Annotated in this window: 11 protein-coding genes and 2 pseudogenes; 9 read left to right on the forward strand and 4 right to left on the reverse strand. The window is 40.8% G+C overall.

Going from position 1 to position 15000, the window contains the following annotated elements; translation table 11 throughout:
• The first annotated feature begins 185 nt into the window (after positions 1 to 185).
• Positions 186 to 838: pseudogene (locus tag LEP1GSC062_RS00805) on the forward strand (hypothetical protein).
• Between the two features lie 450 nt (positions 839 to 1288).
• Here the strand turns inward: LEP1GSC062_RS00805 and LEP1GSC062_RS00815 are convergent.
• The gene (locus tag LEP1GSC062_RS00815) at positions 1289 to 2632 is read right to left on the reverse strand and encodes a flavin monoamine oxidase family protein (protein ID WP_010577252.1); all 1344 of its coding nucleotides are present in this window, start codon (positions 2630 to 2632) and stop codon (positions 1289 to 1291) included.
• A 281-nt stretch (positions 2633 to 2913) separates the two neighbouring features.
• Here LEP1GSC062_RS00815 and LEP1GSC062_RS22760 point away from each other — a divergent pair, with 281 nt between their 5' ends.
• The 8 genes from LEP1GSC062_RS22760 (at position 2914) to LEP1GSC062_RS00855 (ending at position 8799) form a co-directional block, all read left to right on the forward strand.
• Positions 2914 to 3108: a hypothetical protein gene (locus LEP1GSC062_RS22760; protein WP_139357271.1), complete on the forward strand. Its 195-nt coding sequence runs from the start codon at positions 2914 to 2916 to the stop codon at positions 3106 to 3108.
• Complete coding sequence (locus tag LEP1GSC062_RS00825) at positions 3105 to 3692, forward strand: LIC13354 family exoprotein (RefSeq protein ID WP_039940753.1); 588 nt, start codon at positions 3105 to 3107, stop codon at positions 3690 to 3692. The genes LEP1GSC062_RS22760 and LEP1GSC062_RS00825 overlap by 4 nt, the downstream gene beginning before the upstream one ends.
• 67 nt (positions 3693 to 3759) lie before the next feature.
• Positions 3760 to 4590: an LIC_13355 family lipoprotein gene (locus tag LEP1GSC062_RS00830; protein ID WP_039940773.1), complete on the forward strand. Its 831-nt coding sequence runs from the start codon at positions 3760 to 3762 to the stop codon at positions 4588 to 4590.
• Between the two features lie 15 nt (positions 4591 to 4605).
• Entirely contained in the window at positions 4606 to 5211 is a 606-nt protein-coding gene (locus LEP1GSC062_RS00835; RefSeq protein ID WP_020983112.1) for a DUF6580 family putative transport protein, read from the forward strand.
• Complete coding sequence (cobT, locus tag LEP1GSC062_RS00840) at positions 5208 to 6242, forward strand: nicotinate-nucleotide--dimethylbenzimidazole phosphoribosyltransferase (RefSeq protein ID WP_010577257.1); 1035 nt, start codon at positions 5208 to 5210, stop codon at positions 6240 to 6242. Before LEP1GSC062_RS00835 ends, cobT begins: the two co-directional genes overlap by 4 nt.
• Positions 6243 to 6250: 8 nt before the next feature.
• Positions 6251 to 7042 carry an adenosylcobinamide-GDP ribazoletransferase gene (locus LEP1GSC062_RS00845; RefSeq protein WP_039940775.1) on the forward strand — a complete coding sequence of 264 codons (792 nt, stop codon included), beginning with the start codon at positions 6251 to 6253 and terminating at the stop codon, positions 7040 to 7042.
• Positions 7027 to 7611, forward strand: coding sequence for an alpha-ribazole phosphatase (gene cobC / locus LEP1GSC062_RS00850; protein ID WP_020983133.1), 585 nt, complete (start codon positions 7027 to 7029; stop codon positions 7609 to 7611). Before LEP1GSC062_RS00845 ends, cobC begins: the two co-directional genes overlap by 16 nt.
• Before the next feature lie 48 nt (positions 7612 to 7659).
• Positions 7660 to 8799, forward strand: coding sequence for a vWA domain-containing protein (locus LEP1GSC062_RS00855; protein ID WP_020983144.1), 1140 nt, complete (start codon positions 7660 to 7662; stop codon positions 8797 to 8799).
• A gap of 3 nt (positions 8800 to 8802) precedes the next feature.
• Here LEP1GSC062_RS00855 and LEP1GSC062_RS00860 read toward each other — a convergent pair whose 3' ends face one another.
• The 3 genes and pseudogenes from LEP1GSC062_RS00860 to LEP1GSC062_RS00870 form a co-directional block, all read right to left on the reverse strand.
• Positions 8803 to 10515, reverse strand: a complete 1713-nt coding sequence (locus LEP1GSC062_RS00860) for a mucoidy inhibitor MuiA family protein (RefSeq protein WP_020983116.1) — start codon at positions 10513 to 10515, stop codon at positions 8803 to 8805.
• A 1-nt stretch (position 10516) separates the two neighbouring features.
• Positions 10517 to 12621: pseudogene (locus tag LEP1GSC062_RS00865) on the reverse strand (DUF4139 domain-containing protein).
• 476 nt (positions 12622 to 13097) lie between these two features.
• Positions 13098 to 14984: a chloride channel protein gene (locus LEP1GSC062_RS00870; protein ID WP_039940777.1), complete on the reverse strand. Its 1887-nt coding sequence runs from the start codon at positions 14982 to 14984 to the stop codon at positions 13098 to 13100.
• Between the last annotated feature and the right edge of the window lie 16 nt (positions 14985 to 15000).

Here is a 15000-nt window from a genome sequence, read left to right on the forward strand (position 1 = left end):
GAAGATCCCGTCTTTTGTGGAACTTATGATAAAACCTGAGATTACATACAAACAAAAAGAATAAAAACAGAACGAACCAAGGCACTCCGATCTAAAAAATCACAACATACGTTTTGGTAGGTATGTCAACGGCGATGATTTAGAGTGAATAAAATTCTACAATAATAAATGGAATCTTTTTATCTATGATTCGAATAAATATTCAAAAATTCTTATGGATCTTTTGTTTGTTGGGATTTAGTTGTAGAACCAAATTCAACGATTTTGATAGACGAATCTACGTGGTTGAAGGATTGAAAAGACAGAATGCCCAAGAGGAAAAAATTTCGGAAAAACGAAAGCAAACCAGCGCTCCTAATTCCCCGCTTGTAACGATCAGATGGAGTCGGAATTTTAGACCTAGTTATAAATAAAACTCAATTTAGAGACGTGGAATCTAAATTCGGAAATCAATATATTAGGAATCACTTTAATGATGAAGTTATAGAAATACACTACGAATCTCTGGGGCTTTCCTTTGTTTTCGACGATCATAGAGAAGAAATACGCGAAATAAAAATACAACCTCCCTTTTTTGGCAATTACCTCCAAAGGAATCGTATTAGGAAAAAGTACATTACAAGAAGTGATGGATATCTATGGAAAAGCGGCAGATACATCGGGAGAATATGCGACTTGGAATATTGAGGAAAAACTTTATTTATGTATAAGATATGGATTCAAACATTCTTTTCGTGGGATCAAATTTTGTGTGGAAAAGAATCCCTCTATTCCGGAAAACCCAGTCGACAAAACGTTCTATCTGAAACAAAAGATTCAAAAAATCGATCTACTATAATAAAGATTTATAATATACTAAAACTTAGTCTCAAAGATACGACCGATAAACTACATACGGTGTACGTTTCACAGAAGATTTGTCGTAATTCCGACGGATTTATCTTGAGATCTAAGAGCTGGTCTCAAAACCTCAAAGGAAATTTGTGAGAGTTCCCACAGATTTTGTCTCTTTGACGGTTCTTTACGCTTTTTGAGTGATTTTTTCGTTGTTTAAAAACGTAGGAGTTCCCACATTTGTGAAACTCAACGTCTCGCTTCCATTGGCGCTCGACGGGTTTTGGATAAGGCCTAAATGATATACAAATTTTCCGCCAGAAAAATCATGCAGAAAATCTTTTTTTACTCTCCGTCCGTACTCCGGTGAAAAGATGGAAGACAAACGAGGCAATCCCGCCTCTTAATCGACTTTGAACGTATTAAACTTCAACGGATGAAAAGCCCATTTCATTCACACCTGATTCACCGCTCGAATCGCTGAAGCGAGCGCGCCTTCCACTGTTCCATTCAACTCCGCGGTATGTTCTCCCGCAAAAAAGATACGATCCATCGGTTTGAGCAACGAGATGATCGATCCGTAACTTCCAGGCGGAAAAGTCGCGATACCGGTAGGAACATACTTGGATTGAGAAGTTTCACTACTTTGAATCCTAAGAACCTGTAGATCTTTATTTTGCCCCAAAGATTCCAGCGCAAGACGTATATATTCGACTTTCATCGCATCGGTTGAAGAAGCCAAAACGTCGTATCGATCTCCCGTGGAAATCATTCCGAGAATCTTATCTTCCGAGTTCGCCTTCGTTCCCGCGTCGTAGATAAAACCCGCGGCGGAATCCGAATACGCCGAAAAATTTCCCTTTGTCCAAGGAGCCTCTCGAAGCATTAAAAAAGTCTTATAAATTCTGGAATATCGAATTCGTAACGCCGATAGTTTCTTTTCCTTGTCCAATTCAGGATCCCACTGAATCGACGTTAGTTGATTTGCGGGCAAAGTTGAGATGCAAACGTTCCCTTCTATTCGTTTTCCGGACGCCGTAGTCACGGTCACCTTACCTTCTCCTTGAGAAACGGAAACAACAGGATCCATAAAAGTCGTTTCCGTATTTTCCAAGGACAATACAAGCGCCTTCGTTAAAGCTTCCATTCCGCCTTCCACTCTGGTATTGTATTTCGGAAAGTTAACTATATCAGATAAAACCTTTTGCGCAGACAAAGAACGAAGCGAATCTCCGTAATATAAGGAATATTTAAAGTTCAGAAGAGTCAAATCCTCTGGAGTCATCCCTTGATAGATTAAAAAATTATAAAAGCTGATTCGATCCAGTTCCTGTTGTTGCGAAGAATTGATCTTTGAATTCATCTGAACGAGTTTATTTAAAATTTCTTGGGACTTAAGCGATATATCCCAGGTTCCGAATTTACGATAAGATCCGAAAAACAAATCGGACTGAACCTCAAAGTCGGTCGTTTTCAGACCCAATTCTCGGATTAAACTCTTAGCAGTTTTGTGTTCGGCCTGAATCCATTCGGCACCCAAATCCAAAAAATTTCCGCTTACATCAGCAACCGTTCGAATTCTACCTCCCAATCGATCCGTCGCCTCGATGAGTTGGACTTTGATTCCTGTTTTACCTAAGAGATAAGAAGTGTATAAACCGGCAATTCCACCTCCTAATACGATTACTGTTTTCCGAGGCAACGCCCCTTGAGCGCGTAATTTTATTCCGGAAAGGCCAGAAATACCCGCCGCGGTCAAAATTCCAAGTTTGATAAACTCCGATCTACTTAGTTTCATTGGATTGTCCGATTTAAATTTGGAAAGATTGTATCTTTATTTTCGGTTAAAAACTGGTTTTTTAGGAAAGATTTTAAAAGTACTTTCTTGAAATCCGTTTTCACTCAAGCTCTCAGAAAAATTCTTGCTTGGAAAAACCTTTTATTTTTAGTTATCCATAAGCTTTCAGGGAGGAAGTTGGGTGAAATTCCCACGCTGACCCGCAACTGTGAATTCGATTTCAAATTGAAATCGAAAAGCCAGATCTTCCCCGCAAACAAAGTCCTCGAGGTAGGGACAGTTTGGAACTCGCCTTGCATATTCCATGCGCCGCGATGGGGCCCCGAAAGGCAAACGTCGGAGAGGGGTCCGAGCGGGAATATCCATCAGAAAAAAATTCGTTTTCGCTTAGAACCGATTCTAAATCGAATTCTTATATTCCAAATTTAGAATCCGTATCTCCTTCTACAAAAAAACTTTTAGAGGTAACAACATGAAATTTAGAACAAGCTGGAAATTTTTAATGGCAACCGTCCTTGCTTGCGGAATGATGAATTGTTCTGTACCAAAGGACAATTTAATTCTGGACGAAGACGCGTTTCTTCTTCTCGGAATCTCGATTCTAAATCATTGGGAAATAGAAGGAACTTGGAACTACTTCAACGGAACGAAAGAGTACGCCGGTGCTGGCTTTAACGCGAATGGAACGGTATTGCAAGGTCAGTATGCCATTACTAACGCCAAAGTGACTCAAGACATAAAGGACGCCGGTTTCGGAGCAAGTAAACTAATCGGTGATGTAGTCGAAATAGATCGATCCAAAAAAGTAGTCTATGTTCAATTTACCCAGGATTCGTCTTTTTCAAAAGGAAAGTTCTCTTGGTATCGCTGGACTTCGAAAGACGGGTACTTTTATATCTGTCCCGATCTTTCCGGTGTAAACAATCAAAATACATTAGAACAAGCTAAAGCGGATAACTTAGATTCTTTTTCCGACACAAACAACATCAATTCCGGATGCGGCTTGAACAGTGGGTTTGATCCCGCTCCTTGGAGCCGTTTAGAAATTAAAACGAACTAAAACTTTGAGACAAATGCGAGCGATTCAAGTCGCTCGCATGATTCAATATAAATCTATCTTTCAAATTATGAAAAAAAACATCTTTATTTACAGTTTTCTAATTCTGCTTTTTTCTTTCTATTCGTGTAAGGAAAACTCATCCGAAGACTTTAATTCGCTCATCGGCTTGTTAGCTTTGACGCAAACACAAAAGACTCCGGATTCAAGACCTTGCAAAGATAGGTTTGCAATTGATCGAGCAGGCATATACAACGCAACGGAAATCGTAAGCGATCCCGCAAATACCGGCACCGGATTTCAAGACTCTACCTGTGCGGTTGACGGGGTTTTAGGACTTGGAAATTTTAACGGTTCTCTCGATGTATTTACCTTGGATAACAACGGCGCAGGGGCCTCTTTGATTTTAGGCTGGAACGGTAAAAAAGTTCAGAATACAATCGGTATGGATTTTATCGTTTTTGAAAATCCGTTTCAAGTTGGAGGAAGTCCGAACTCGGTTTTTTTAGAACCGATTATCGTCGAGGTCGGTAACGATCGAAACAATTGGTGCGGATGGAATCCAACTTATACGCAAGGCGGAGTGTTTTCCAATGATCCGGCACATTGGTTACGATTTGCGGGATTGAAATACGTGGACTATAACCAAATTACAAATCCGATGAATTCCGTTTCTTTGTTCAATTTGGACGGAGGAGGAGACGGATTCGATTTAGGAGATGTGAATTTTGGAAATTCGGGATCGGGCTGCAGCGTAGCCTTAAGAAATGAACTTCAAGCGAACGGATTCCTATACATAAAACTAACTTCCGCAAAGGCGATTCTTGCTGTACTCCCCATTCCAGGCGCCAATGAAAACCCGGATATCGACGGTGTGATCGCCAAACAATTATCCCCATAGCATTAGGAGAATTGAATGCAACAGCTCGATCAAATTCTAAAAAAAATTAAGTCCAAACTCGTAACAAAACATACGGTTTCCATACTCGGAGTGATCCTTTCCGGAATTTCCAGATTTTTACCTCATCCGCCTAACTTCACTTTGGTGGGTGCAATGACCGTTTATTCCGGAGCTAAAATTCAAGGATGGAAGTCGTTTGTTTACCCGATGTTTATGATACTTGTTACCGATTTTATTCTTTCCAGAATCCATGGATTCGATTGGTTTTACGAGGGTCTTCCCTTTGTATATTGTTCTCTCCTGATAAATGTTTTGTTAGGAAAAATTTTTCTAAAAAACAACAATAAACTTATCTCCGTATTCGGTGTATCACTACTTGCGAGCGCGCAATTTTTTGTCCTTTCGAATTTTTCGGTCTGGGCCTTTTCTTCTCTCTATCCTAAAACCCCGGAAGGTTTATTGACCTGTTATATTGCCGCCATTCCCTATTTTGGCGGTACTCTGCTCGGAGATTTGATTTATACCTCGATTCTTTTTGGGGTTTTAGACCGAGTCGAATTAAAAGTGAAAGCGAATTTTACAAATTCCATAGACAAAACAAGGGAGGGACTTTCCGTTTGAATCCGAATGAACTAATCGTAAAATTACAAAGTAAAATCGATCTAAAAACAAAACCTCCCGGTTCGCTAGGAACGTTAGAATCTCTCGCTCTTCAAATCGGTTTAATCCAAAACACCGATTCACCCGAATTAAAAAATCCTCATATTCTGGTTTTTGCCGGAGATCACGGTCTTGCCGATTCCGGAGTCAGCGCTTATCCAAAAGAAGTCACTTATCAAATGGTATTCAATTTCTTGAATGGAGGTGCGGCGATCAACGCATTCTGTAAACAGAATTCTATCCGGCTCAAAGTGGTGGATGCAGGCGTGGATTTCTCGTTTTCCGATGGCTCCGCTTCGCTTCATCCCGATTTTATCGATGCCAAAGTAGGATTTGGAACGAAGAATATCCTAATGGAATCGGCAATGACAAAAGAAGAATGTAATCAAGCTTTGGAAAAAGGGGCTTTGATTTCTGCGAAAGAAATATCAAGTAATTGTAATGTAATCGGGTTCGGAGAAATGGGGATCGGAAATACTTCTTCCGCAAGTCTTATCACCGCAAGCGTTCTGCAAAAGGATTTAAGAGAAGTTACCGGAAAAGGAACGGGATTAAACGAACAAAAATTTCAGAAAAAGATTGCGATCTTGGAAGAATGTCTTCGTAAATATCAATCTTCGTTACGAACTCCTTTCGAAGTCTTACAAACTTTCGGAGGATTTGAGACCGCGATGATGATCGGGGCGATGATCGATTCTGCGAAAAAAGGAAGAATCATTCTAGTCGATGGATTTATCGCTACGTCGGCATTCTTAATCGCTCACAAAATGGAACCTACAATCTTAAAAAACGCGGTCTTCTGTCACAAATCGGTGGAACCTGGTCACATGTATTTATTAGAAGAATGGAATGCAAAACCTCTTCTTGATTTGGGGCTTCGACTTGGGGAAGGAACCGGATGTGCGATCGCGTTTCCGATTCTATTATCCGCGATAGCTTTCTTAAACGATATGGCTTCGTTTGAATCCGCAAAAGTAGATCAAAAACTTTGATTCTCTCTATGATCCGAGAGGAGTGGAATCGTTTCTGCGCCTCTTGGACGTTCAGTACAAGACTTCCCATTCCTCCTTTTTACGTTTATTCCGAATCTACCGCTTCCAGGTCTGCACGTTATTTTCCTTTGATAGGTTGGATCATTTCGGCCGGGACGTCTTTTTGCACGTATTTTCTTTCTTGGATTTTACCCGTTGAAATTTCTGTTGTTTTCGGAATGATTTTTGGTGTTTTAAGTACGGGCGGTTTTCACGAAGACGGATTCGCGGACGTTTGCGACGCGTTCGGCGGAGGTTGGAGCAAAGAAAAAATTTTAGAAATCATGAAAGATAGCAGGATCGGGACCTTCGGAGCCTTAGGATTGATTCTTGCGCTGATCCTCAAATATCTTTTACTCGTAAAACTTTTTCAAGTTTCTCCCTGGATCTTCTTATTCACATCCTGGTTTGCGCACGGAGCCAGTCGATGGCTTGCTTTGGTACTAATGATGTTGATTCCTTATGTGGGAAACAACGCCCTATCCAAGTCCAAATCGATGGTAAAAAAATTATCCCCTTTCGATTTCGTTCTTTCTGCGTTCTTCGGATGTTTTCCTGCGGTTTACTTCGCATTCCGATACCAAAATCTGATTCCAAATATTCTTTTAGGTCTCGTTCTTGCATTCTTATTCGTTCTTTATTTTCGAAATTACTTTAAGAAATGGATTGAGGGTTTTACGGGAGATTGTCTCGGATTCACACAACAAGGGACCGAACTTCTCTTTTATTTGGGAATGACGGTTTCATGGAACTTTATTTAATTCGACACACAACTCCGGATGTTCCGCAAGGAACTTGTTACGGCCGTACGGACGTTTCTTTAGTTGCAGACTTTTATTACGAGTTTTGTTCCATTCTTGAAAAATTAGATGTGGTTTTCGATCGACTATATTCCAGCCCGAGCTCGCGCTGCAAACATCTGGCCGAATTCCTAAAACAAAAAAAATTATCAGAATTAGAATATTCTAATTTATTGATGGAATTGGATTTCGGAGAATGGGAAGGGAGACTCTGGTCTGAAATTCCGGAGAAAGAATCTGCCTTCTGGGCAAAGGATTTTGTGAATGTTCGAACTCCCGGTGGTGAAAATTATTCGGAACTCTATGAACGAGTCGAAAAATTTTTGGAAGAGGTTTTTAATTCTTTTTCAAACGGAAAAATCGGGATCATAACTCATGCAGGAGTCATTCGAGCCGTTCTTTGCAAACTTTTAGAAATCCCCTTGGAACGGGGGTTTTTCTTCGATTTGAAATACGGCTCTCTAAGCAAGATTTTCGTAGAAAAAAAAGGGAAACAATTCTTTTCCCAATTGATCTTTTGGAATCTTTGATCCTTTCCTATTATAGCTTTTCGGAGAAAGTCCGATAGAATTCTTAACATGCGATTTTTTTCAAAGCGCGCTTTCGATTTATTTCTTGAGACTCGTTTTAATGCTCAAGGTATTCCATACTCTAGATCTACAAACCGAAAAATCGGACATCGTGTACATTTACGAAAGATTGTAAATGTTACGGGGCTCATTCTTTTTTTCTTATTAACGGGAACGTACATCGCTTCCGAAAACCAAGAACGGTCTAAATTGTTCATCGTAGACGCTTCCGGATCTATGAACGAATATCTGGGGATTTATCAAAAAATTCATTTAGCAAAAAAACACGTTAGTCGCTATATCTCTACTCTTCCTGCGGAAACGGAAATAGGATTTATAGCGTACGGCAATCGGGTTCCGGGTTGTTCTTCCTCCCGCTTATACGAACCCTTACAAAGGGAAAATCATGACACGTTCAAAAATCGTCTTTTCGGTTTAACACCTTCGGGTGCAACTCCCCTCGCGGAATCGATTCGAATTGCGGGAAACTTAATTTCGCAAAGAAAAAAAGAAACCGAAATCATCTTAATCACGGACGGAGTGGAAAGTTGCTACGGCGATCCCAAAAAAGAACTCCAAACATTAAAACAACAAGGCATTTATTTTAAGTTTCATATCCTTGGCTTAGGTTTAAAGCCCGACGAAGAACGAAAGATGAAAATTCTCGCGGAAGAAGGTAATGGAAAATATTTCGGAATCGAAGACGACTCTTCTTTTTATACGGCTCTCGATTCTCTTAAAAATCAAACCGTTACGATCATCGAAAAAAACCGTAAGGATTCGCTTAGAGAACCTAACAGTGATTTGATGGTTTGGTTTGAAAAAATTCGCAAAGACCAAGAATCCGATTCTAAAACTACCTACACGATCGACTTCGGCTTTAAAACTAGAAACAATCCTAAAAATTGCGTTGTGTTTAATCTAAAACAGAAGGGAAATTCTTCCCGTCAAAGTTTAGGCCCGAAAAGAATTCCATCTCCCGAAAATCTGATTTTCAATGAAAGCTCCTGCTTTGATGTTTCCGAAAGTAAAGGAACGATTACGATTGAAGTTCCGAAACGAACTTCTTTAATCGGAGTTTTAGAACTTTGGGACATGGTCGGAATACCTTCCCCCCTTGGAATTTCGAACGAAGAGGAATTTCATTAGACGTCATAGGTTTAGATCAAATTTGGCGGGAAAGCTGATCTTATATTTGAGTTTGATCTCTTGTTTTTGATTCGGCCTCAAATCCAGTTTCCATTCGAGAATTCCGGAATCTTTTCTCACTTCCGCATAACCCGGAGTCGTAACAGAGTCGATGGAAACCTTTACGCTTTCTACTCCAGAAACTGGAATCGATTCTTGAAAGGAAATCGTTCTGGATTCTTTTCCAAAATTTTCAAGTTCCACTCGAATCGACTTTTCAACGACTTTCGTCCCTGAAAGAATTCCTTCTTTTGTTTGATTCGATTCCTTTCTGTAAATCGCTCGAACTTCGTTTTCGGAACCGAAGGATATTTCCGCCTTTTCTCCGGGACTGATATAACCAAAGCCGGATTTTCCCACCATCCCCGCTTGACGAAACACCGCCGTCTCTCCGGGAATAATGGGAAACCCGGAAATGTTTTTAAAACTTCCTTTAATGAGCGGATAATGTTTTAAGGCGGGAACATATAAAGCCGTAAATGTGGCGTCCGTTGTGAAAGATACCAAGGACAACTTTTTGGATTCTTTCCGAGAAAAAAGCGTAATCGGCTTTGAGTAACGGAATAGAAACCCGCTTCCCGATTCTTCGCTACTTCCGGTTGTGGGATCAGTTCCGGCTTCGGGGGATTCCGGTACGGTATTCGATTCTCCCGCAATACTTTGGCTTTGAAAAGTGACAAGCCCGTCCTTATCCGTTTTCTTTTTTTGATCGTATAACCTTTGACTGGAAAGACGAGGTCTCCTTCCGCTTACGTCTGGACTGGAAGTAGATAATAAAAGATTAATATTATTCCAATCCTCCCCGCTCTCCTGATTGATCTCCGCGAGATATTCAAACTCGATTTTTTCTCTTCCGTCCATACGAACCGAATAGAAAGGTTTCCAAGAGACCCCTTCCGTCCGATACGTTAGATTTAGTCTTACTTCTTTTTTTTCGGCTTCGGTAAAACTCACGAGAATTTTCGTAATTCTGGAGGATTTTTCGGATAAGGAAAGAATCACACTCAACTTGTCTTGCAATTCAGAAAGTTTTTTTCGAAGATCCTTGATGGCACGACCAACTTCCTGATCGGAACTCAACACAGCCTGAATAGCTTGTCGATTTCCGGAAAGAGTTTGAAACCACTTTTTGGAATCGACCTCGTTCTTTTTGTAGAACAGATTTTTGGAAATCATCTCGGTCAGTTTCAATCTCGTATCCACAAGAATCTTTCTCAAATTCCTAAGATTGGAATTCCTACTTTCGTAATCTTCTATTTCCTTTTCCAAAACGCGAATCTTCTTTTGTAGCTCCAAAGCTTCTTCGTTGTGAATGATGGCTCCCGTCTCAATCCAGGTACTAGAACCCACTACGGAAGCTCCCGCTGTTTCCACCGACGCAACCAAGGATTCGTCTTGGAGCGCGACCGGTAAGTTTCGAATCATAAGTTCGTTGATTCCCGGCTCCAAATTGATTTTACCGCTTCTTAAAACTCCTGCGGAAGATTCGTACAGAGTTACGTCTTGCACTTTCAATTCCACTTCTCTTGCATTCAAAGGGAAAATCATAAAAACGAAGAAACAGAAAAACAAAAAAGACGATCGCGACCTAAAATCTAAAATTTCGACTCCGAATCGGAGTGTTTTGTGAAACAGAATTCCGTAAAATTTGAATATTCTATATTTTGAATCAATCATCTCAGTATCCTCCGGAGCCAGGAGTCCGGATCAATCGGTTCTCGACCGGATGGCTCACAGAATATTCAAATTCTATAATTTTCTTTCCCCCGGGAGGCAGTTCCATCTTGTAAGTCAAAATCCCTTCTTCATTTTTAGAAGGAAGATCTTTTCCGAATTCGAATTTAATTTCCACACTGTCGTCGACCGTATACGGAACACGATCAATGAGCGTGAGAATCACGTTTCTTTTTTTATGGTTTTTGATTTCGATATTTATCTTGTATTTGATTTTTGTTCGGGAGGAAATTACTCCTTCCTTTTGTTCAAAGGAAGTTTCTCTTCGGTTCACAAGAATATCCCGATCTTGACCGAGTTCCATTCGAATCGTTTCCCCCGGTTTACTCGTATTGAGAACTGTGTTCCCCAAGAGAGTATTTCCGGAAAAAACTTCCATCGGCCCTGCAAGCAAAGGTTCTCCTTCCGAATTCGACGCTTCTACGGTAAGGTAAGCCCCCGGACCAGCAAGAGGCGAAGCAAAATAACCCGGAGTCAATGAGAGAGATTTCTTCTTTAAAAAAACCTTATTGAAAGATCTATCGGACGGGATTGTTTCCGAAATTCCGGAAACATATTGATAATCGAATCCTTCCAAAGACGACGGGGGAATCAAACCGCCCGGAACTTTTTGGGAAGAAAGAATCAAACTTCCCTTGCGAATCAATTCTTCCGTATATGTTTCGATCGAATTCAATTCCTTACGGGAGAAATCCGAAAGTTTCGAGAATTTTTTAAGAGCCTCTTGTCCGTAATAGTTCGCCTGGTCGTATCGACCGCCGTTGAAGTTATCCTGCTGGTTCGCTAAATCCGTCTTAAGCTGATTGAGATTAGCTTCCGTGCGGAGAGAATTTGCTCGATTGGAATAATTTTCCTGAATGATCTGACGGGATTGTTCCATAAGAGCCGGAACGGATTTACCGGAAATATTGTCGTGAATGTTAATCTCAGATTTGGAAGCCGTGCGTTTATTTTTTTTCTTGGACCTTCCGCTTCTCTTATCTTTTCACGGGCAGCTTCACCGGAAGAAGAGGAAATGTCTTGAGCTGCATAGGGAGAACTTTCGTCGTCGACTTGTTGTTTGGAATCTTCTATCGTAGCTTGTGTTTGAATTCTCCATTCTCTTACGATCGGAAGATCTATATCCAAATCCGGATTGGAAGCCGTAAAAAAAAGTTTTACCTTTTCCCAATCTTCACCCGTATCGTTTCGAACAAGTGCAAACCAACTCAAGTAACCGCTTTTAGGTTCTTCCGTAAGTTGAAGAGAATATCTCGGAAACCAACTCGCGCCTGAAATCAAATATTTATATTCGATCGAAGTTTCCGTATCCTCCGATGTTTCGACCTCGAGATAGATTTCTTTTTTTTGTTTCGCTTCCAATCGACCGAGATGATCCAAACTAGCGTCTACGACCAAACTTTCTTCTCGGATCTGATCTAGGGCTTCCAATTTCTTCCGACGGAGCAAAGACAACTGATTGAGATGTTCCTGATATTGTTTTTGAAATCCGGATAAAAATTCCGGATCGGCAATTTCCTCTTGAGGAGCGGGATCTTTTTTGATCACTGGAGAGATTTTTACGATCGTCTTTTCTTCTTCGATCAACTCCTGGATTTCCGAACTCAAAAATTCTATCCGATCATTGAGTATCTCCTGTCTTTTTAAAAGAGAAGCGATTTCTTTTGTTCTCGCTTTTCTCTCTACTCGGATCCTACCTCGGATTCCACGAATTTTAATCTTCTTGGAAGAATCCGGAAAACGAACCGAGATCGTTCTTTCCGAAACTCTGTCTGGGATTTCTCCGAGATAAATTTCCGAACTTCCGGCTTTTATTTTAGTTCGAAGATTTCTTGTAACGTAGGCAAAACTGGAATACAAAACTACGGATTGAATTCGAGAAGGATCCGTTTTCTCGGCCACGGTTGAAATTCGTTCGCCGTTTGTGTTTTGATCCCTAACTTCCAGCTCATCTTGGCTTTTTGCAGGAGTCGTTAAAGTTAAAAAAATCAGGATCAGATTTAGAAATAATTTTTTTTCAATTCGCAACGGTAGAATGGATTGTCGCATACGATTTAAATTTCCAGAAAGCCAAATTTCTTATCCACGAAAAAGAAACATCGATTTCGAATTGGGTCAACCCTTTTCCCGAACGGTTAAACGAGTTTCAGCAGAATAAGGTCATCGAAACTCCAATTTCCCATATGTATCCGCCGCAGAAATAATTTGGATTCCTTTCTTTGGGAAGTATTTGTTGACTTTTACTGTTTTTCAATTGCTGCTTGTAATTACTACTTCAAAGATCATTTGTTTTCGGAGACGGTTCATAAATTTAAATAGACTAAAACTGAATATATAAGAAAAACCTAAACTAAAAATTTTGATCGGAATCCATCCAATTGTTCGCTCCGGATGTTGCAGGTATGGATAGAATGATATTTTTAAGTTTTTATTGCATAGTGTTTTGAGTTTTTTCTGAAAAACTCGGACTACTTTACGAACTGATATGCAAAAGTTCAAGAGACGTTAAACCGAACCGATACAACCTAAAGGTATATCTTAGTTTTCGGGGCAGAATCCGATGATTTTGCACTTTTAGGGAACGTATTTTCGAAATATATTTTCATAAGATCCGCAAAACGAAGATATCCGATAAATTGATTCTCCTCGACGATTGCAATTTTATCCAGATCCCGATCGATCAGGATCTTCAAAAGAGTGGCGAGGGAATCTTCCAATTTTCCAAACGGAGCCGAAACGTCCGTAACATCTCCAACAGTAATTAAGTTGCTGATGACGTCTCTGGATTCGAGAGTATGTCTTACTTTTCGAAGAGATAAAATTCCCAGATATCGATTTTCCCGATTGAGAACCACGTAGTCGCTCGCTTGAATTTTTAACGCCTCTTCCTCAAGTTCAGAAAGTAAAAAACGATCCCGAGTTACTGCAATCGTTCGCAACCGATTTTTGCAAGTTTTGACTTGAATCTCTTCCAGAAAGTCTCGGTTCATATCCCAAAAATGCGCGGGAGATTGAAATCTTGTTTCTTTCTGCGCACGATACAAACTCAATCTGTGACTCAACACAAACGTTAAAATCGAAACTACCATCAAAGGAGGAAGCAACATGTAACTTCCAATCATTTCACAGATCATAATCATCCCCGCAATTGGAGCGCTTGCAACACCCGCGTAAAAAGCCCCCATTCCTACCAGGATAAACGACGTAACGGAAAGATCCGGATAGACAACAACCTTTGCAAAGGTTCCAACTCCTCCGCCTAACATTCCTCCTATAAAAAGAGAAGGTCCAAACATTCCCGCCGAACCTCCGGTTCCAATGGTAAACGAAGTGGTAAGAATTTTCATTCCCGCTAAGATAAAAAACAACGCGACCAACCAAAGTCCCGTACTTTGAAACATCGATGAAAAGATTCCCAATGCTCCGACGGGATCTTTTCCGTCCAATGCGACTTGAAGTATTCCCGCTCCGGTTCCAATCGTCTCCGGTAAAAAAAGTCCGACGGTTCCCACAAAAATTCCGCCTAACGCAGGTTTCAAGATCGGAGAAATTTTGAGACGCGCAGAAAAGTTCTGCACCTTTCTAAAAATCCGAATGAATATATCTCCGCACAAAAAACAAAGAACTCCCAGACCTAAATAAAAAATCAGATCGGTATACCTCAAAAACTCGGTGTCGGTAACTCGATAAACCGTATTAAAACCGTTCAGGCCGGAATAAACTAAGTAAGCCGAAACCGAAGAAATAATACAGGGAATCAAAGAATCACTTTCGATATCTTCCCGATAGATCATTTCCACCGACGTTAATGCGCCCCCCAACGGAGCGTGAAAGATCGCGCCTAAACCTCCGGCCGTTCCGGCAAGTAAAAGTGTTCGTCTGGCTCTTGCTCCCGCTTTCAAAAGAGTAGCAAGTAAGGATCCGAAACCCGCTCCGATTTGTGAGATCGGACCTTCTTTTCCGCCGCTCCCCCCACTTGATAGCGTAAAGACCGTCGCGATGGACTTGACGAGTGAAACGACGGGATTCATTCTTCCTTCCTGATTGTGAAAGGAATCGATCATCGCATCCGAACCCGTCCCCCCCGATTCGGGTGAAAAACGGTTTACGATCCAACCGGTAAGTAATCCTCCGATGATTGGAAGAAAAAACACAACCCAAGGTCTATATTCATCCGAAAAAGGAATTCCCCAGTGTAAAGTGTCGTTGGAGTCGATGAGAAATTCTCCGGAAGCATGCGGAAGGGAAAGGCCGGCCGCACGATCCAAAAATAAGTATTCGCATATGGCAAGAATTCTTGAAAATAGAAAGGCTCCCAATCCGGAAACGATTCCAGTAAGAATACAATAAAAGTATAAGGATCTTCTGCCGCTGATTCGAAAAATGGGCTGTTTTACTTTTTCCATCTTCATAGCCGCGTCGGTCATT

Source organism: Leptospira alexanderi serovar Manhao 3 str. L 60 (assembly GCF_000243815.2).
GTDB lineage: Bacteria > Spirochaetota > Leptospiria > Leptospirales > Leptospiraceae > Leptospira > Leptospira alexanderi.